This is a genomic window from Clostridium sp. D46t1_190503_E9 (assembly GCF_015555225.1).
In the GTDB taxonomy this organism is placed as follows: domain Bacteria; phylum Bacillota; class Clostridia; order Clostridiales; family Clostridiaceae; genus Clostridium.
The window spans coordinates 106,784-127,839 of record NZ_JADNKB010000001.1; the positions used below are offsets into that span (position 1 = coordinate 106,784).

15 protein-coding genes and 1 pseudogene are annotated in these 21,056 nt (G+C 24.9%); 2 read left to right on the plus strand and 14 right to left on the minus strand.

Going from position 1 to position 21,056, the window contains the following annotated elements; all coding sequences use genetic code 11:
- The first annotated feature begins 336 nt into the window (after positions 1-336).
- Positions 337-2,157: an LTA synthase family protein gene (locus I2E83_RS00480; RefSeq protein ID WP_195428194.1), complete on the plus strand. Its 1,821-nt coding sequence runs from the start codon at positions 337-339 to the stop codon at positions 2,155-2,157.
- A 51-nt stretch (positions 2,158-2,208) separates the two neighbouring features.
- Here I2E83_RS00480 and I2E83_RS00485 read toward each other — a convergent pair whose 3' ends face one another.
- Together I2E83_RS00485 and I2E83_RS00490 are read right to left on the minus strand one after the other, a co-directional pair.
- Positions 2,209-2,367, minus strand: a complete 159-nt coding sequence (locus I2E83_RS00485) for a hypothetical protein (protein WP_195263095.1) — start codon at positions 2,365-2,367, stop codon at positions 2,209-2,211.
- Between the two features lie 1,098 nt (positions 2,368-3,465).
- Positions 3,466-3,881, minus strand: a pseudogene (locus tag I2E83_RS00490) (NAD-dependent malic enzyme); the annotation flags it as partial.
- Between the two features lie 252 nt (positions 3,882-4,133).
- Between I2E83_RS00490 and I2E83_RS00495 the strand changes: the two are divergent.
- Positions 4,134-4,520, plus strand: a complete 387-nt coding sequence (locus tag I2E83_RS00495; protein WP_195263199.1) for a VOC family protein — start codon at positions 4,134-4,136, stop codon at positions 4,518-4,520.
- A gap of 538 nt (positions 4,521-5,058) precedes the next feature.
- Here I2E83_RS00495 and I2E83_RS00500 read toward each other — a convergent pair.
- The 12 genes from I2E83_RS00500 to I2E83_RS00555 all read right to left on the minus strand — a co-directional run bounded on the left by I2E83_RS00500 (position 5,059) and on the right by I2E83_RS00555 (position 21,054).
- Positions 5,059-5,574 carry a hypothetical protein gene (locus tag I2E83_RS00500; RefSeq protein ID WP_195263094.1) on the minus strand — a complete coding sequence of 172 codons (516 nt, stop codon included), beginning with the start codon at positions 5,572-5,574 and terminating at the stop codon, positions 5,059-5,061.
- A gap of 166 nt (positions 5,575-5,740) precedes the next feature.
- Positions 5,741-6,088 carry a hypothetical protein gene (locus I2E83_RS00505; protein ID WP_195428195.1) on the minus strand — a complete coding sequence of 116 codons (348 nt, stop codon included), beginning with the start codon at positions 6,086-6,088 and terminating at the stop codon, positions 5,741-5,743.
- A 331-nt stretch (positions 6,089-6,419) separates the two neighbouring features.
- Positions 6,420-7,925: a carboxypeptidase M32 gene (locus I2E83_RS00510; protein WP_195428196.1), complete on the minus strand. Its 1,506-nt coding sequence runs from the start codon at positions 7,923-7,925 to the stop codon at positions 6,420-6,422.
- Between the two features lie 184 nt (positions 7,926-8,109).
- The gene (locus tag I2E83_RS00515) at positions 8,110-8,667 is read right to left on the minus strand and encodes a spore coat protein (RefSeq protein ID WP_195428197.1); all 558 of its coding nucleotides are present in this window, start codon (positions 8,665-8,667) and stop codon (positions 8,110-8,112) included.
- A 21-nt stretch (positions 8,668-8,688) separates the two neighbouring features.
- The gene (locus I2E83_RS00520; protein WP_195263090.1) at positions 8,689-9,360 is read right to left on the minus strand and encodes a manganese catalase family protein; all 672 of its coding nucleotides are present in this window, start codon (positions 9,358-9,360) and stop codon (positions 8,689-8,691) included.
- A gap of 293 nt (positions 9,361-9,653) precedes the next feature.
- Positions 9,654-12,908, minus strand: a complete 3,255-nt coding sequence (locus I2E83_RS00525; protein ID WP_195428198.1) for an SNF2 helicase associated domain-containing protein — start codon at positions 12,906-12,908, stop codon at positions 9,654-9,656.
- Between the two features lie 284 nt (positions 12,909-13,192).
- A complete protein-coding gene (locus I2E83_RS00530; protein ID WP_195428199.1) occupies positions 13,193-13,669 on the minus strand; it encodes a hypothetical protein in 477 nt (158 codons plus the stop codon).
- Between the two features lie 113 nt (positions 13,670-13,782).
- A complete protein-coding gene (locus I2E83_RS00535) occupies positions 13,783-14,628 on the minus strand; it encodes a class I SAM-dependent methyltransferase (RefSeq protein ID WP_195263087.1) in 846 nt (281 codons plus the stop codon).
- 116 nt (positions 14,629-14,744) lie between these two features.
- On the minus strand, positions 14,745-17,972 hold the full coding sequence (locus I2E83_RS00540) for an ABC transporter permease (protein WP_195428200.1): 3,228 nt from the start codon (positions 17,970-17,972) through the stop codon (positions 14,745-14,747).
- Positions 17,972-18,676 carry an ABC transporter ATP-binding protein gene (locus I2E83_RS00545; protein ID WP_279325023.1) on the minus strand — a complete coding sequence of 235 codons (705 nt, stop codon included), beginning with the start codon at positions 18,674-18,676 and terminating at the stop codon, positions 17,972-17,974. The genes I2E83_RS00540 and I2E83_RS00545 overlap by 1 nt, the downstream gene beginning before the upstream one ends.
- A gap of 15 nt (positions 18,677-18,691) precedes the next feature.
- Positions 18,692-19,636, minus strand: coding sequence for a diacylglycerol kinase family protein (locus I2E83_RS00550; RefSeq protein ID WP_195263085.1), 945 nt, complete (start codon positions 19,634-19,636; stop codon positions 18,692-18,694).
- 176 nt (positions 19,637-19,812) lie between these two features.
- Positions 19,813-21,054 (minus strand): 2-hydroxyacyl-CoA dehydratase, encoded by a 1,242-nt coding sequence (locus I2E83_RS00555; RefSeq protein WP_195428201.1) that lies wholly within the window; start codon positions 21,052-21,054, stop codon positions 19,813-19,815.
- Between the last annotated feature and the right edge of the window lie 2 nt (positions 21,055-21,056).

Consider the following 21,056-nt stretch of genomic DNA (forward strand, 5'->3'; position numbering starts at 1 on the left):
GATTCCTCCCTAAATTAAATAATTGTAAGTTTTATAAATCATCGTATATCTTATAGCAACATTTTTATATATTTTCCGTCAAATATTCTATTTACATTTCTTTTTTCTAACTCTACTAACAATCACCTCATTGTATAACTATTACATTTCTTTTATAACTTTAAATTTATCCTCCCTTCAAGTATAATTATACATTTATTGTTAAAAAGTGTAAACATAATACTTGTTTAAAGTTAATTATTACTTTTCTTTGACATAATAATTTTTATATGGCGTTAATTCTATATTTAAGATAAAATAAATTGAGTAGAAATAGTTTATTTCGGAGGAAAGTATATGAAAGATAAAATTAAAAAAATAGCATTAAATAATTGGCTATTTATACTTATGGTATTTATAATTCAAGTAAAATCTATGCTTTTATTATCAATGCTTAGAACTACAAATTCATCTAGTATAAATTTTGCCACTATGTATTTTGGAGTTCCTGCTATAGGAGCACATTTACTTATAATAACATTAATATTGAGTATTATGTTCTTATTTAAATATAAAGGTAAAATGTGGACAGCATTAATAATTGATGTAATCATTACATTATTATTTATTGCAGATATATGGTACTACAGAAATAATGGAACATTCTTATCAATTAGACATTTAATTCATCCAGAAATATTTAATCCTATTGGAAAGAGTTTAATAAACTTTAGGGCTGTAGATTTATTATTTGTTGTTGATTTTATAGCTTTCTTTATATTATTTAAATTTGACAAATTAAGAAAGTATAATGATAATTCAAGACTATCATTAAGAATCGTGAAAACTGCTATAGTATTTTCATTAAGTGCATTAATCATTTTTATTTCTCACTATATAATTGATATAAAAGGTAAAATACCCGGACAATCATTTTTAAGATTATCTTGGGCTCCTTTTCAAACATTTAGTGATATGAGTCCTTTAGGATATCATGGATTCGACTTAAAATACTTTATGGGAAGAAATAAAGAGTTATCAAATTCAGATATTAATGATGTACAAACTTGGTTTGATAATAATAAAGAAGATCTCCCAGATAATGAATATTTCGGGATGCTTAAGGATAAAAACTTAATTGCTATTCAAGTTGAGTCCTTAGAAAACTTTGTTATAAATCAAAAGGTTTATGGACAAGAAATTACACCTACTTTAAATAAATTACTTTCAGAAAGCTTATATTTTGATAATATTTATGAGCAAAATAATTCTGGAACTAGTTCTGATTGCGATTTGATGGTTAATACATCCGTTTTCCCTATTAGAGAAACTAGTACATTCCCAACATATCCTTGGACAAAGTATAATAGTTTACAAAATATACTAAACAACGAGGGGTATACAACAATTTCAACTCATGCAGAATTACCTGGAAGTTGGAACTGGGCTGAGCCTCATAAATCTTTTGGCGCAGATAAACTTTGGGATATAAATGAGTTTAATGTTGACGAAGTTATTGGACCTGGGTTATCTGATGAATCATACTTAAAACAAATTGCAGATAAGATAAAATCAGAAAATCAACCATTTTATACTTTCATTGCTACTTTAACAAGTCATGGGCCATTTGAAATGCCAGAAGATAAAAAGTTATTAGATCTACCTAAAGAATTGGACGATAATATGTTAGGTGGATATTTCCAAAGTGTAAGATATGCAGATGAAGCAATAAAACTATTTATTGATGAACTTGAAAAGAATGGGCAATTAGATAATACAGTTATAATGATATATGGAGATCATGGTGGTGTTCATAAATTCTATGAAGAAGAAATTAAAGATGCTCCATTAAATGAAGATTGGTGGCAAGAAAATGATAAGAAAATACCTTTTATAATTTATAATAAAGATATAAAAGCTAACACTATTTCAAAAGCAGGTGGACAAGTTGACTTCTTACCTACAATTTCTTATCTTTTAGGTGTTGAAAGGTCTAAATTTGATAATACATCTATGGGTAGGGTTTTAGTTAATACAGATAGAAATGCAACTATATTAAATAATGGAGATATTATGGGTACTCCAAAAGATGCATATGAAGAAAAACATTTAAAAGATGTGTTTAAAATTGCAGATAATATCATTGAAGGTAATTACTTTGATGTAATAAGTAAATAAAATTAGTATAATTAAGATACTGCCGATATTTTAATAACCGGCAGTATTTTTTTATTTCGCAACTGAAATCTTATAATCACCTTTATTAGTCTTTATCATAAAGATAGTATTTCTTATGATTTTTATAAATCTAATAACTTCTTTATAATTTATAACTTTAAACTTACTATTTTCAACAAAGTCATTTTCAAATTTGTAATTAAAAATCATAATTTTTTCCCTTAACAATTTCTAAATATATTACATATTTATCAATCTATGATATAATGTATATTACTTACTAATTATACATTATTTTGTTATAGAAGGTGATTATTATTAGGAAAATTTATATTTTATCTATACTTAATGTTTTATCTTTTTTTATAACTAAAAGAGTAATTTACATTTATCTTATCAATTTATTGTATATTCCATTTTTACATGATGACTTTTTAGTGAATATAAATAAATACTCCTTATCAAAAGTCAAATCATTTAAAGAAATTCTAGTTTCATATTTTAAACATTTTAAACTTAATCCTATCGAACTAGAAATTGTATTTGAAAATTCTCTAGGATTTTCACTATTAATTGAGTTTATAAAAAATTTAATTAATAATAATATAAAAGAATATGCTTTTACAACAGTATTTTTAACTATAGCTTTATTTTTAATATATTATGCAAATAGAAATATTAAAAAATTTTTTATTACATCTTAATATGTTCTAGTAATTAATGTATTATGAAAATTTATAATACTATATAAAAACTATAGTTTTTGTATTCACGTATAGGAGGATTAATATTGTACAATTTAATTCATATTCTAAAATTAATTTTATTAGTATTATTCTTATTATTCGAATTTTTTGCTTTTAAAAAGTACAAATCATTAAAATATAAGTTATTTCCACTAATAGTAACTATAATCTTAAGTTTATCTATAATTCTCTTTGCATCTTTTTTTAAGTTTACAAGTTATTTTTTATTATTTCCTTTGTTATTTTTTGAATTATGTTTAAAAGGAATTATGCTAGTCCTTGTGCTTGAAATTGTTATAATGCTTTTAAAGCATAAATTAAGTTTGAAAAAATTTATACTTTTGGTTTTAATTTTTGTTATACTTATACTAATATATTTCATATGGCAAAAAGCCTTTTAATTATTTATTGATATTATAGAAGATATTAATTTAATAGAAATTTTATATTGATATTTTTATTGATTTTATAAGAATATTATCAAGTTAAAAACCTATGTTAAGTTACTTAGAATGGGTTTTCTATAAAGTAATTAAAAATTTTAGTGTTTACGTACTATTTAGAAACAACGTGGTGCACTTATATCTTCTAAATTTATTGCTCCAAAACTACCTTCTATTAGTTTTATAGTATTTACTAATACATCAACATCATTATTGTTAATACAAATAGGAAAAGCATCTACACCAGCAAATTCTTTAAATAATACACATTTTCCTTCCATAACAGGCATTGCAGCTAAAGATCCAATATTACCTAGTCCTAATACAGCACTTCCATCAGTAATTACACCAACTAAATTAGATCTTCTCGTGTATTTATATGAAGCATCTTTATCCTTTTCAATTTCTAGACACGGATATGATACACCTGAGTATATGCAATTGTTAAATCTTCATTATTTTTTACAGGACACCTACTTATAACTTCTATTTTTCCTTTCCACATTTCGTGTGCTTGCAAACTTTTTTCTTTCATAAAATATCCACTCCTTCCTATGTATAATAGATTTTTTTTATGTTTCATTCAATAGAATTGTCTTATTTAAGACCTAAGTAATTTTTAAATTAATCTTGTTATTAATTACGCTTATAGAAATTAATAACATTTTTTATAAATTTTCATTTTTTAATTTACATTTTTTACTATTTATGTATAATTATCTTATGTAGTAATAAACTTAGACTCTCTTTACATTATATAGAGACTTTAAGATTGGAGGGTATAATGATAAAAACAAAACTTAATCTAATTACAATTTGGACAAATAATGTAAACTTAATGAAGGATTTTTATAATAGTGCTCTTGGATTTACTATTAAAAGTGATCTTGGAAATTATGTAGAATTTGAAAATGAAGGAGTTAAATTTGCTCTTTGCTCACGTGAAGTTATGTACGATTACAATAATGAATATAAGGATAAAGCTTGTGGTCAATCTTTTGAGTTGTCTTTTTCATGTAAAACTCCTGATGAAGTAGATGAGACTTTTAATAAATTAATTTCTAAAGGGGCAACTCCAATTCATAAACCTAAAACAATGGCTTTAAATCAAAGAACTGCGCTATTTGCAGATCCTGATGGAAATATACATGAACTCTTTTCGGAAATAAAGTAACTGTTCAAAAGATATGTACTATATTAGCAATATTAATTATGATTTAAGTATTTTAATCTATATTGATACTACATAAATTGCTAGTATATATTATGCTAGAGGCTCAACCTCTAGCTTTTTTACTCATATTTTATTTTAATTCAGTAAATACGCCTTCCTTAAAATAGATATTATTAAAATATATAAAGTAACTTTTAATATGTTATTCCATTAATGCAATATCCGTTAATTTATTAGATTTTATACTAACTTTAAAAATTTGGTAATTTTCTAATAGATTTTCATTTCTCCATCTCATCATACTTAAATTCAATAATAGATACTGTTGTTCTAAATTCTATATGTTTTAAATTGCTATATAATACTTACTTTAGGATATTATTCAATAAATCCTATCATTAATTACAATATTTTCCAGGAAATAATTTTATTTAATGCATTTATATTTATGAAGTTCATCAATAATTCAATTGCAATTAATTTTTTCCATATCATAATTATATTAATAAAATAAAAAGAATTTACATTAAATCTTACTTTAACATAAATTCTTTTTTATGGCATTTAAGAATTTGTTTTTTTCACAATCGTTGGAAAATGATTTTATAGGTACTATTGCGAAAATATTAAAATTTTCCTCAAATATTAAAATTCTTTTTTTGTAAATTATTACATTTGATATATCTTGAAAACTTAATTCAGATTTATTATCATTTTTAAACATAACAATTTTATCATTTTTTATCTTTAATACTCTTTTACTATATAAATATTCATTAGTTATATAATTTTTTTCTAATTTATGCTTTAATTCAACTTTAATAATAATAGGTACAAAAGTTAACCATAATATGCTTAAAATTATTGCAAAAATCGAAAATATATATAAATTTTCATAGTTATAATTAAAATACCACAAGAAAGCAGGTAATATTATTAATATATATCCATATTTGAAAAAATAATTTTTTAACCTTCTATCCTTTAACTTCATATTTAGATAAAAATTCAACTCTATTAAATCCTCTACTGTATTTTTGTATTTTACTTCCACATAATCACCTAATTAATAATTTTTTTCATTTGCATATATAATTATATCAATTTATTCTAAATTAATCTATGCCAATATATTACAATTAGGGTGTTTATCCTAAGAGTGTTTTAATTCAACAATTTATGGTCTATTACTTTAAAAATTTATTGTATTCCTAATAAATTCAATTTATCCTTTTAATTATTTCTAAACCATATTTATTTAGTAAATCTATATCTATATCAGTATAAAACTCAAGAAGTTGACTTAATACTATGTTAGATTCAGTTTTATAGCTAAGCACTCTTCCTTTTGATTCCCTCCTAAAATCACTCCATGTCCAAAGATGTGCAGTCCCATTAATTGCTTTAAGCTCGTATATATATTTGTTAGACTTTAGAATATATTCTAATAATGATACTCTTATATTGTTTCTATCTGAAATAAACTCTTGAGGATAAGAATTTATAATTTTTTTTGTTTCTTCATCTAAATTTGAATATTTAATATATAACTCTTTAAATTTTCCCATTGAAATACTCCATTTTTAATTCTATTTATAATGTTATAGTATATATTATACCATCTTATTTATGAAATTAACTTTATTCTAATATGTTTCTATTAATATTACTTAGCTTAATATTACTTTTTCTTATAACTTATAAAATATAAATTCATTTAAAAAGTGGATATATAAAAAAATCTTTAAGTAAGCAAAATCAATGGTTTAAAAGGGGCTCGCGAAACGCGAGCCCCTTTATAAAAATAAGATATTAACTTTTTTAAGACAATAAAGCTTACTTTAAATTGAATGAATTTTATATTAAATAGAGTTCTAAGGCTGCTCCTTAATTAAAATATTATCTTACATCATATATTCTATAATACTTATTTTTCAAATAATCTATAAAATATTTTGAATTAAGTTCTTCTCCAGTTATATTCTTTATAAGTTCTTCAGGAGTATATAATGAACCATGTACATGAACTTTTTCTTTTAACCAATTAAATATTTCAGTAAAATTACCATTTTTAACTTCTTCCATTATATTTGGATTTTCTTCTAAAAGTTTATGGAACATTTGAGCTCCGTATAAATTTCCTAATGCATAACTTGGAAAATATCCAAAAGACCCATCTGACCAATGCATATCTTGAAGTATTCCTTCACTATCATTTTTAGGTTCAATTCCTAAATATTCCTTATATTTTTTATTCCATAACTCTTTAAGGTCATCTACGCCTATTCTTCCATTAATTAATTCTTTTTCTATTTCATATCTTATTATAATATGAAGTCCATATGTTAATTCATCTGCTTCAGTTCTAATTAGTGAAGGTTCAACATAATTCATAGCTTCATAAAACTCATCTAAAGTAACATTTTTAAAATCTTCAAAATATTCTTTAGCTATAGGTAACAAATATGAACAAAACTCCTTACTTCTACCTAATATATTTTCGTAAAATCTTGATTGCGATTCATGTATTGCCATAGAAGCTCCAGATTGAAGTCCAGTAGATTCTAGGTCATCACTTATATTTTGTTCATAAATACCATGACCACCTTCATGAATAGTACTAAATAAAGCTGATGCAAATTCATCTTCATGATAATTAGTAGTCAATCTTACATCTCTATTTCCAAAGTTTGTTGTAAACGGATGAACACTTTCGTCTAATCTACCAGCTTTTAAATCAAATCCCAATTTATTTAAAATATATAATGATAGATCTTTTTGTTTATTTGTATCAAATTTACCATATAAAAAATCACGATTTATCTTTTTATTGCTAGCTTTAATACTGTTTAATACCTCTATTATTCCATCTCTTAGTTCAGCAAATATTTTATCTAATTTTTCAGTAGTTAATCCTAATTCATATTTATCCAAAAGGGTGTCATACTTATCATGCTTAAATCCCCAATAATTAATAAATTCTTTTTGAAACTCAACAACTTTCTCTAAATGAGGTTTGAATATTTCAAAATTATTAACATCTTTAGCTTTTTCCCAAGCTAATTCTGAATTGCTGCAGATACCAACATAAGCTACATATCTATCTTGAGGTATTTTTTTAGTTTCATTATAATTTCTTTCAAGCTCTTCTAGCATTCTAACTTCAGTATGATTCATTTCATTTTTATATTGTGATAAATCCTTTATAAATTCCTCTACTTTAGGACTAGTAATCGTATTAAAGCTTTCCCCTGACAAATACTCTAAAACTTTTGATCTAGACTCTCCTGCCTTAATTGGCATGTTAGTTCTCATATCCCAGTAAACTAAATTCATTGCTTGTACTAATTTTTCATATTTACTTAAATAATCTTTAAGTTCTTCAACTTTTTCCTTTAATGGCATATTACTTCCTCCTTTTATAAATTTTACTTATATATAAATATATCATATATTTATCATCAAAATAAGTATATTTAAAATTTATAGCTAAAATCAAAATACTCTATATATAAGCGAAACTTTATTATTTATGTAATAAAAAAGAATATGACTTGAAGCCATATTCTTTTTATATTGATCAATTAATCTATTGCTGATTGGTAACTTCATTATAAGTATTACCTATTTTGGTTATTTCATCTTGTGGCGCTGGACATAGTGGATAATAACCTTTTTTCACCATCCATTGCCATACTTCATAAGCATGATTACAACTCATAGTAAATGCATCTTTTAAAAATTCTCTTAAATCTGGATTACTTGCTTCCATAGCACTCCATGCATATTCTCTACCTGCTCTTTTTAATGTTAAAAGATATGATGTTGCAATTTCTCTATCATTTAATGTTGTAGCATTTGTATTAGGAGTTGTAGGTTGAGTCATATTTACAGGCGCCTTCGTAAAGTCTTGTAGAGTTTTCTTCAATGCTGGTACATTTAATTTTTGTGTAGGTGTAATTGCATTTTTAACATATTCCACCTTTATATTATAATCTTGAATATGGACTGGTAAATGAGTTTCTAATATACTCTTAAGTTCTGGATCTTGAACCATATTCTTAAATAATCCCATAGATGTTATTGAATTGACACAGCTCATTATTAATTCACTTAATTGATTTAATTCGTTTGAAGCTAATTGCATGATAATTCTCCTTTATATTATTTATTTTCTTGGATCATTAAAAGAAGGTGCTGTTGGATCTGGTGCTTTATGTTCTGGTCCTGGAGTTGATAAATCAAAATAAAGCTTAGAATCTTCAGTAACACCAAAATCTCTATTTGATCCAGTTCCTTGAACTTTGTTAAGTGCTTCTCTAAATAAAGCATTATGAGCTTCTTCTCTATTTAATAGAAAATCAATAGTTGCCCTTACTTCTTTATCTTCAATTTGACGATACAAGTATTCATATACAACTTTAGCTCTTTGCTCAGATGCAATATTGGAAAGTAAATCCGCAACTAAATCTCCTGTACATGATACATAATCAGAAGTCCATGAATATCCAGACGAATTAATTAATAATGGTGATAATCCACCTAAAACATGCCCTTGAATTTCCCCAGAAACTACCTTCTTATAATCTACATCATGACCATTTAATAAATTAATAGTTGTTGCTACCATTTCCATATGACTTAATTCTTCTGCAGCAATATCAAGGAATAAGTCTTTTATCTCTTGATCTTTTATTCTAAAACTTTGTGAGATGTATTGCATTGCTGCTTTTAATTCCCCATTAGCTCCTCCTAACTGCTCTTGTAATAATACAGCGTATTGAGGATTAGGTCTTTCTACTTTTACTTCATGTAATAATGATTTTTCATGTTTAAACATATTTATCCCTCCGAAATTTACTTCAATACTATGTTTCCCAATTTTAATATGGATATTCTATTAAATTAGCCTGTACTAAATGTTTTGTAAATTTAATATCAATATAATAACTCATAAAAAAAAGAACATGCTATAGCAGCATATTCTTAGAAACTCTTTATAAACTTCTCTAATAATAAATCTCTTAACAACTCTAAAATGTATATTTTCACTTTGCTTGTCATTTTATTATTAATTAACATAAAATAATTTTTCTTGTTATATTATTTATTATAAATAAATTAATTTAACAATTAATTAATTGAGAAAAGACTTAATATATCTTCCTCGCTTAATGTATTTATGCTTGACATATCATTCTCATTGTCAATTATCTTTTCTATTAGTTTTCTCTTTTCATCCTGAAGATCAATTATTTTTTCTTCTATTGAATTCTTTGCAATTAACTTAATTACTTCTACTATGTTAGTTTGACCAAATCTATGAGCCCTATCAGTAGCTTGATCTTCAACAGCAGGATTCCACCAAGGATCAAAGTGTATTACTATATCTGATGATGTTAAGTTTAACCCAGTTCCCCCCGCTTTTAAACTTATTAAAAACACAGAATTTACTCCTTCATTAAACTCATTTACAAGTTCTAACCTCTTTTCTGATGGTATTGATCCATCTAAATAACTATATAAAATCTTCTCCGAACTTAATTTATTAGCAATATTTTTTAAAACTGAAGTAAATTGTGAAAATACTAATATTTTATGTCCTTCCTCTATACCTTGCTGTAGAATTTCAATAAGAGCATCTACTTTACCACTGGTACCTACATAATCATTTATCAATACAGATGGATCAAGGCATAGCTGTCTTAATTTAGTTATATAAGATAAGATTTCTATTTTACTTGTTTTTATATCATCATCCTTAACTTTCTTTTCAATTAAGCTCTTAGCATGATCTGCATAAATAGAATATACTTTTTCCTGTTCTTCCGACATAGATACTAGTAATTTCTTTTCTATCTTTTGAGGTAGCTCTTTTATTACATCCTTTTTATATCTTCTTAATATAAAAGGCTTAATAAGTTTATTTAACTCTTCTAAAACTTCTTCTGATTCATTTAACTTCTTATGATACCTTACGCTAAATCTTTTTTCATCAAAAAGATAGCCAGGCATTATAAAGTCAAAAATTGACCATAATTCCATCAATGAATTTTCAACTGGAGTACCAGTTAAAGCAAATTTTCTATATGCCTTTATTTTTTTTACAGATATTGAGTTTTGAGAATTACTGTTTTTAATAAATTGTGCTTCATCTATAAAACAATACTCAAATTGTATTTTTTCATATTCATCTAAATCTCTTTTTATTAAATTATAAGTAGTAATTATTACATCATATTTTTCTATATTATTTAAAATTTTAACTCTTTCATCTTTAGGACCATTTACAACTGCATATTTAATAGTTGGCGCAAATTTTTCTATTTCACTACTCCAATTATAAATTAATGATGTTGGTGCAACAATTAATGTTTTAGATGGTAAGCTTGATAATATAAATGTTATTGCTTGAATTGTTTTTCCTAGCCCCATCTCATCGCCTAAAATTCCACCAAAGCCTAAGTAATCCATAGTTTTAAGCCAATTATAACCTTCTTTTTGATAAGATCTAAGCTCTGCAAGTAACTCCAATGGTTCTTTAAATGTTAGCTTATTTACATCTCTTATTTTCTTTTGAATTTGTGATAATTCCTTTTTCCCTTTTATATATCTAATATTATTTTCCTTAATAAAATTATCTATATATAAAGCTTTATTTTTACTAAATAAAATGCTATCATTTTCTATATCATTTTCTAAAGATAATACATCTAGTAAATTTAAAAAGTTTTTAAGTTCTATTTCTTCTAAATCTAAAAACTCACCATTTTTAAGTTTAAAATACTTAAGATTATCTCTAAGTGCTAATATTATATCTTTAACTTCATTTTCTGGTATATTGTCAATTTTAAATTTTAATTCAAAATAATCAAATTTACCGCTTTGTATATTACCTGTTATATTTTTACTGTTGATTTGTTTTATCATTTTAAAGTTTTGTGAATAAAAAACTTCTCCAACATTTTGAAGCTTTTCAATATCATATTTAAAGAATTTAAATAAATAATCATCCCCAAGTAATAAATAAAATTTATCTCCTGAAGCTTCAAAACCAAGGGATCTTAAAAAGGACATAACTTCTCTTTCTTTATTTAAATCTCTATATATAATTTTATTTTTATATTCATGAAATATATTGAATTCATGTTCTCCATATTTAACTTTTAGAATTAATGTTACATCCTTATTAACCTTATCAAAATAAAACTTAAATTCAACATTTTCTTTTACAATTTTGTTTTTTATAGGCTTATTAATACTTACATCATCAGATAGTGTGTAAAGTTTAGGTAATAACTTGGATAAAATTCTTATTTCCTCATCCTTATCTAATGAAATAGATCTTGTATTATTGAACATGTTTAAATATGCTGATATATCATAACAATACTCTATGCTTGGTAAGTAAATGCTACTTCCATATAAAAATACAGTTCCCTTTTTATCAACCTTTTCTGGTATTCCATCTTCTAAAGCTAATAAATATTCTTTTTCAAATTCCTTTAAAGATATTTTTATATCTGGTTTATTAAAAATAATTTCAGTTTCTACGGGCTTATAAAAAAAACCTTCATTTAAATAAACTCTGTTCTTTGAAACAGTTTCAAAAAATTCTCTTATCAAAAAATCAGGAAGTATTAACATCTTTCCATCTATATATTTATCTTGCCTTCTCATAAAATTTGATGAAACTGATTCTATATCTTTCACTTTTTCAATAAAATCTATTATTTTCTTTTCCTTTATACCTAGCCTTTGATATCTTAGGTCAAAATTAAAGTCTTTGCCATATTTAATTGGTAGCTTATTATAATATGAAGTTAAAAATTGGTTTATATCTTTAACAACATATAATCTATTTGAGGATAATCCTTTTAATCCTATTTTAAATTCTGCTGCTAATTTATTCTTTAGACCTTGTTTGTTTATATAAACTTCTATTTTAATCTCATCTTTGTTTTCTTCTTCTAAAAGCAAATCTAATATATTATCTTTTTTATTTTTAAAAATAATCTTATTTAAAACTGAATCGTTAAATTTAGCTTTAACTTCTTCAATATCATCTAATTCATTTAAAAATTTATAAAAGCTTGCAAATAGATGTTTACAACAATAATTATGTTTACGCAATTCATTTCTTTCAAAGTCATCACAGCTACAAAAAGTTGATATTACATTTTTAGTATTTATATCTATTTCCATTTTAGAGTTGTACTCATTAAAAAAATTTTCCGATATAATCTTAGAATCTATATAAACCAAATCATCATCACATTTTACTTCAAAATTAGAAATTAAATCATTTTCTAAAATTCTCTTTCCACCTAAATTATTTTTACCTGATGTATCTTTATTAAATTTTTCTAATAAAACTTGTTTAATCATAATTCTCACCTTATATAATAACGAAATAGTGAAAGATTGAAAAAGTAAAAAGTGAAAATATTAAGGATATGATTCAACTATATTGAATTATGAAAAATTAATAAGAAATTTCAAAGATTTCCTATTAAAAGTACTTTTCACTTTTATATTTCAGATTTTGCATAGCAAAACCACCTCAATTTTTTCATTCTTTAATTTTTTCATTCCTTCATCTTATACATTGCTTTGCAAAATATAAACTAACTTTAATTATAACAAAAAGAAGTGGCTTTTGCCACTTCTCATTATGCATTCATCCATAACTCCTTTAATTTACATTTCCTATCTTCAAAATCATAGGAAGGGCTATATTTAACTCTTTTTTTTATAATATAATCTTTAATTGAGTTCCTTAAATCATTTTCAACTAAAGTTGTGGCAATGATTTTATTATTAGAATCTACAAAACATATAGGTATTGTATCTTGAAATACTAACATTTGAAGATGTTCTTTATCTAAGTCGGAATTCTTATTATATATACGTCCATAAATAAACTTATTACTTCCAGCAAATCTAAATAGTATTACAAGCACTACTTGTCCATTTATTTTTATAGAATTAGCTTTCATTTCAACAATAGATTTTTCTTGTATATATTTTAAATTAAGGTTTTCTTCCTTTAAGTAAAAACTAGAGTATATCTTATTATCCTCAAATTTCGTAATATAATTACCTATATATCCACACTCTAGTAGATCTAAATTTCCAGTGTAGTACAAAACCATTCCCCTCCTAAGAATACAAATTAATCATTAATTAATTATACTACTCTTATAGCATAGTATTAAAGGAGTATATAATGGGAATACTACCATTAATACTTAATCTAATGTTATTTATTTTCAGATTCTTTATCTTTTATATTAAGCTCATTATTTTTTTTAGTTTTTCTAACCTCTTTAGGCTTTTCGCCATAAAAGAAAAGCTTTAATAGCATAACTGAAGAATAACTTAAATTAAAGAAGTTATTATATTCCTCTAAGATTTTTGATAATTTTGAATCACTTACCATACTGCTATTTATTTTATATCTAAAATTGTCTTTTCCTAAAATATCACTATGATTTATTATAGCTTCAATATCGTAATTTATAAATCCTAATGATTTTAAAAGAGTTATAAGTACTCTTCCAATTTCTCTATTACCATTTAAACTAGATTGAAACTTTGATAAATTATCATTTAATGCTTTAATTAAATTATTTTTAGGATATGTTAGCCCCCATAGTTCACTATCAATATCAATTATAATTAATTTCCCTCCGGGTTTAAGAATCCTATATATTTCTTTTAGTGCCGAAATTGGATTATTAAGATGTTGAAAAACAAATCTAGCAATAACACATTCATAATAATTATCTGGTATAGAAGTATTTGTAATATCATCAATTACGAAGTTAACTCTATTACCATATTCTTTACTAAGATTACTATAAGCAAATTCAAGAAGTTTTTCATCATTATCTAATGCAGTAACTTCACATTTACTAAAATTATCTAATAATATCTTTGTAAAAAAACCTGGCCCACTTCCGACTTCTAAAATATCACTATCTTCTTTTACTCCTAATAATTTTAACATCCTCATTTCTTTTTCGAAACCCAAATATGCCTGCTTTTCTAACCTTTCCATCTCTCTTTTAAAACCAATTTTCTCATAAATTTCACTATATGACATAAACATTTCTCCTAAGATTTATATACATAATATAGTATATACCTTGCAATAAAAATGGTTCTTTTATATAAGTCAATAAAAATAAGATAGAAGAGTGTTCTTCTATCTTGTTTTTATTAATCAACTGATTTTAATGATTCTATCATTTCTACTTTTTTTAATTTATAATACATAACAATATTAACAAGTACTGCAAATATTATTGTAAGTAATGCTGAAATTAAGAAGCTTAATAAATCAATATTCCTTCCAAACATAATATTATCCATTTCTACTGTAACCATTATGAATCTATGTAGGAATATTCCTAAAAATTCACCGAAAACAATACCAAATAAAGTCAATATTATATTTTCTCGATAAATATATGCAGATACTTCATTATCATAAAAGCCTAATACTTTTATTGTGGCAATTTCTCTCATTCTCTCACTTATATTTACATTAGTTAGATTATAAAGAACAACGAAAGCTAATGCTCCTGCAGATACTATCATTACTAAAACAACATAATTTAAGCTTTTAATCGTATTGTCAAAATTATCTTTTATACCAGCATTAAATGATACGCTTTTAACTATAGATTTCTCCATAATTGTCTTTGAAAATTTATCTTCATCTTCTATTATAGAGGTATTAACTAAAATAGAATTAAAATTACTGTTAATATCAAATTTTTCTTTATAATATTTAGAAGACATATATACATAATTAAATGTATAATTTTCTGCAATCCCAGAAACGTTCATTAAAATTTCTCTATTATTAACTTTAATTTTTACTTCATCACCAAGTTTAACATTTGCTTTCTTTGCAGCTTTTTCTGATAATATAACTCCATCGTTTTTTAACTTAATCTCTTCTTTAGATAATCTGTTTTTTAGGTTTATAAACTGATCAAATTTATCTAAGGACTCAGGAACTATTATATAAATATCTTTATCTCCGTCATCAGTAACTATTTTAGCACTTTCTGATTGTACCATTAGTAGTTTATCTACCTCTTTCAAACTACTTATATCTGAAAAAATATCTTGTTTTTCTAAATCACTTGCATCTTTATCTATATTTATAGTTAAGTTATATTTAAATATATCTCCATATTGCTTATCAACTATAGTCTTTATTGAATCTTTTATTCCAAAGCCAGTGACAATTAAAGCTGTACATCCAGCAATACCAAAAACAGTCATAAAGAATCTCTTCTTATATCTAAATATATTTCTTACTGTTACTTTACCGATAAAGCTTAATTTACTCCAAATGAAATTAACTCTTTCAACTAGTATTCTTTTCCCATTCTTAGGAGCTTTAGGCCTCATAAGAGCTGACGGAGTTTCTGATAACTCTTTGTAGCATGCAAAGAATGAAGATAAAGTAGTTACTAAGATAGCTATTACAGTTATAGAAATTGCTATTGGTATATTAAATTCTAATTCAACTTTAGGTAAAGTGTACATAATACCATAGGCATCAAAAACTACTATTGGAAATACAGTTAATCCTATTGCAAGTCCTACTATACTACCTAAAAAACTAGCTAAGAAAGAATATATTAGATACTTTGATACAATTTTAGATTTTGAATATCCTAAAGCTTTTAAAGTTCCTATATTTATTCTTTGTTCATCTACCATTCTAGTCATTGTTGTTAAACATATTAAAGCAGCAACTAAAAAGAAGAATACTGGAAATATTCTAGCTAATTTATCTATACTATCAGCATTATTTTTATAATCTACATATGAATAATGACTATTTCTGTCTAATATATACCAACTAGGTTCTTCAATACTTTTTACATCATTTTCTGCCTTTTTAATTTTTGCTTCAGCAGAAGCAATTTCTCTTTCAAAGGTTTCCTTAGATTTTTCGTACTCCTCTTTTCCTTTTTGTAGTTCATTTTTTCCATTTTCTAATTGTAGCTTTGAACTTTCAAATTGATTAACTGCTTCATTTTTAGAAACTTCTAATTGGATTTTCTTTTCATTTAAAAGTTTTTCACCATTTATTAATTCATTTTCTTTATTTGTAATTTCACTTTCTGCTAATCTTAACTTTTCTTCTCCACTTTGAATTTCATTACTGATATATTCTATACCCTTAACTAATTCATCCATGCTTCTAGTTAAAACTTCTAGTTGAATATTTAGCTTATTTTTTTCTTCTTCTGAAATATTAGGAACTTTTAAAGCTAATTTTACTTTAGTAATTTCTTCATTTAGGCCTGTTTTAGTATCATTCAAAGTTAAAAGAGTGCTTTTAGCAATATCCATTTGTTTTTCTGCATTTAACTTTTCAGCTTGAAAAGCATTTTTTGCAGATTCTAAGGCAACTTTACCATCGCTTATTGTATATTCTGACAAAGAAATTTGATTTTCAGCTTTCATAATTGAAACATTAAATTCATTTTCTTTTTTTGCTAGTTCACTTTCCCCATCCTTTAAAGCAATTTCTGACTCTTCTAGTTTTTTCTTAGCCTTATCTAATTCTTCTTTACCTTTAATTTTTTGATTCTCGAGTTCCTCTTTACCTTCAATTATTTTCTTATTTGCTTCACTAACTATTTCATTATATCTAATGCTAGCTCTATCCTCACCTAGCTCTTCTAAGGGATATCTTACATTGTCAATTAAATTAAAATATTTATCTGAATATGAATTTAACTTTTTAGCACTATCCACTGTTACATATGCCTCAGTATATGCTGGTATTTTAAAATTTTCTTGTGGAATAACAATAAAACTAGATATTTTCCCTGATCCTATACTCGATGTACCTTTTTCAAAGGATAAATAATAAGGAGTTTGTACTTTACCTACAACTTCATATTCAACAATTTCTAATTTATCACTTAATAATTCACTTGTCCCAGATTCAAGCTTTATTTTACTTCCTATAGATAATTTTAAAGATTCTAACTTTCCAGCTTCTAAAACACATTCATTTGGGTTTTCCGGAAGCTTTCCTTCAATTAATTTATATTTATTTACATAGCTATCACTATTTAAAGGTATTCCCATAACTTTTAATACATTTTCTGAAGAATCTATAGTAGTTATAGCATCCAATGAATAAGTAGGAAATACATCTAAAACACCATTAACTTTACTTAACTCAGCTATATCATCATCTGTAAATCCTAAAGTAGAGTATAAAGTTAAATCCATAAAATTATAATCATCATAATACTTGTCTGCTGTTCTTTTCATATCAACAGGAGATACTTTTATACCTGAAAAGAAAGCAACTCCTAATGCTATTATTGCAAATATAGAAAAAAATCTTCCTTTTGACTTTTTAATGTCTCCAATAACATCTTTCATAAAAGCATTTTTAAACATTACCATTCAATCCTTTCCACTGGAATAGGATTTTCGTTTAATGTAATACTTTCAATCATTCCATTTTTTACTTTTATAACCTTATCTCCCATAGGAGTTAACGCAAGATTATGTGTTATTATAACAACTGTCATATTATATTTTCTACAAGTATCTTGTAACAATTTTAATATTGCTTTTCCAGTATTATAATCTAAAGCACCAGTTGGCTCATCACACAAAAGTAATTTTGGATTTTTAGCTAAGGCTCTTGCTATAGCAACACGTTGCTGCTCTCCACCTGAAAGTTGAGCTGGAAAATTATCTTTTCGATTTTCTAGTCCAACTGCATTTAAAATATCCGAAGGATTTAAAGGATTTTTGCAAATTTGAGTAGCAAGTTCAACATTTTCTAAAGCTGTGAGATTTTGTACTAAGTTGTAAAACTGAAATACAAACCCAATATCGTAACGCCTGTATGTGATAAGTTCTTTTTCAGAATATTCACTCACTTTATTATTATCTACTATAATATCTCCGGAAGTTGCAGTATCCATACCACCTAAAATATTTAGAATAGTACTTTTACCTGCTCCACTTGCACCTGCTACTATTACAAATTCACCTTTTTCAATATTAAATGATACTCCGCTTAATGCATCAATATTTACTTCACCCATTTTATATGTTTTTTTAACGTCTTTAAATTCTATAAAGCTCCTCAAAAATATCCCTCACTTTTATATCAAATTTATTTCCGCATCTATTTCTTTGTTTGGTATAAGAAATTTAATTACTTTACTTTCAAGAGAAATACTTAAATTGTCATTAGTAAAAATTTCTCCATCAACACATATTGTAAACTTTTCTTTAGATTTTATATTTACACTTTTACATTTTTTATAAATAACATATTCCTTTAATTCATCACTTTCAAGATGTTTTCCTTCTTTGTAAAGTTTTATTAATTTTACTAACTTTAATCTTGAAACTTTTTTAATAATACATAAATCTATCAAACCATCATTAACTTCTGCTAATGGAGCTCCCATATAGCCACCTCCATAAGATTTTCCATTGGCAACGGCACACAATAAAAAATCGCCATGAATTGATTCGGATCCATCTATCATTATATCAAATGTATTATACATCTTGTGAAATAATGAATAAAATACTGAAAGTGTATAGGCGCCTTGTCCACTTATAAGCGGAAATCTTTTGAATTTAACCATATTTTCTGCAACTTTTGCATCAAAACCTATATTACATAAATTCACAGAATAAAGTCCATTTACCTTTAATAAGTCAACTTCTTTAATATTTGACTCTATATGCATATTTATATCATAAAAATTTATTTCAGATTCAAAATTCCTTACAAAATCATTACCTGTCCCATATGGAATAACTGAAACACTTACATTTTCATAACCAATAATTCCGTTAATTACTTCATTTAAAGTTCCATCTCCTCCACAAGCATAAAACTTTAAGTTTCCTTCTTCACTTTCACATATTTTCTTTGCATAATTAGTAGCATCATTTTTACCTTTTGTTATATAAATTGTATATTCTTCAGATGAATCTTTAAATATTTCATTTATATCATTACTTATTTTTTCTGAAACATTAACTTTACCTGCTTCAGGATTTATCACAAAAAAGTGTTTATTTTTAGTCATCTTTTTTCCCCTCTACCATACTAATGGTTATTCATAAATTATTCAAAATAAGTATACTATATAAATTTATTTTTATCATCATTTTTTGTATAATCTACATCATTATATATGCAAAATAAAAGCTATATCTATTATAATAACTTATAGATATAGCTTATTTGTAAATAGTTTTTAAATTATAAGTAAACATTTAGCTTTGCATTTGATAGCATTAATTTAATTCTATTTTCCTGATTTATTTGCGATTGTGATGGGTCATAGTCTATAACAACTATATTAGCATCAGGATTCTTATCTAGTATTTTTCTAATAGCTCCTCTTCCTACTATATGATTAGGCAAACAACCAAAAGGTTCAGCACAAATTATATTTTTAGCACCTGTATTTATAAGTTCTAGCATATTCGCAACTAATAACCATCCTTCACCCATTTTTACTCCATAACCTATATAACCATCCGCCATTTTTCTAACTTCATCAAAATCTGTAGGTGCTTTAAATTTTGAATAGTTTTCTATATTTTTATTTATTTTTCTTTGAAGGCTTAAAATTAATTTATAAGCTACCTTAGCTAATTTAGATTTTATAAATCCTCTTTTATATAACTTATAATCTATTATTGTATTTAAAATACAGTAATTAACAAAATCCATAAGTCCAGATTGTACGACTTCTGCGTCTTCTTTGATTAAGAATTCTTCTAAATGGTTATTTCCCATTCTTGAGTATTTCATATATATTTCTCCAACAATTCCTACTTTTATTTTTTCTTTCTTATTTATACTAATTTTATCAAAAGTTTTTATTATTACTTTTGAAATTTTAGAAATACTCATATATTTTATCCCTGAAAATTTTTCATTTAAATAATTTATCATTTCTTCTAAGGTTTTATCTGTTTCTCCATGATTAATTTCATAAGGCTTAACTTTATTATATAAACACATTATTAAATCACCATATAATACTGCATAAACAGCTTTCAAAATAACTGATGGGCTTAATTTTAATCCTGGATGTTTTTCAATTCCTGTCAAACTTAAACCAATAGCTGGTACATTACCAAAACCACTATTTTCTAAAGCTTTTCTAATTAAATGGATATAATTAGAAGCCCTGCATCCTCCCCCTGTTTGCGACATAAGTAAAGCAGTTTTGTTTATATCATATTTGCCACTTTGTAAAGCTGAAATAAATTGTCCAATTACTATCATTGCTGGATAACATATATCGTTATTTGAATATTTAAGACCTGAATCTATTATTTTAGATACATCATCTTCTAAAAACTCTATATCAAAACCATAATCTTTTAAAATTTTATCTAATATTCTAAAATGAATTGGTAGCATATTGGGTGCTAAAATTTTATAATTTTCCTTCATTTCTTTTGTAAAAACTTTATATTCATAATTCATTG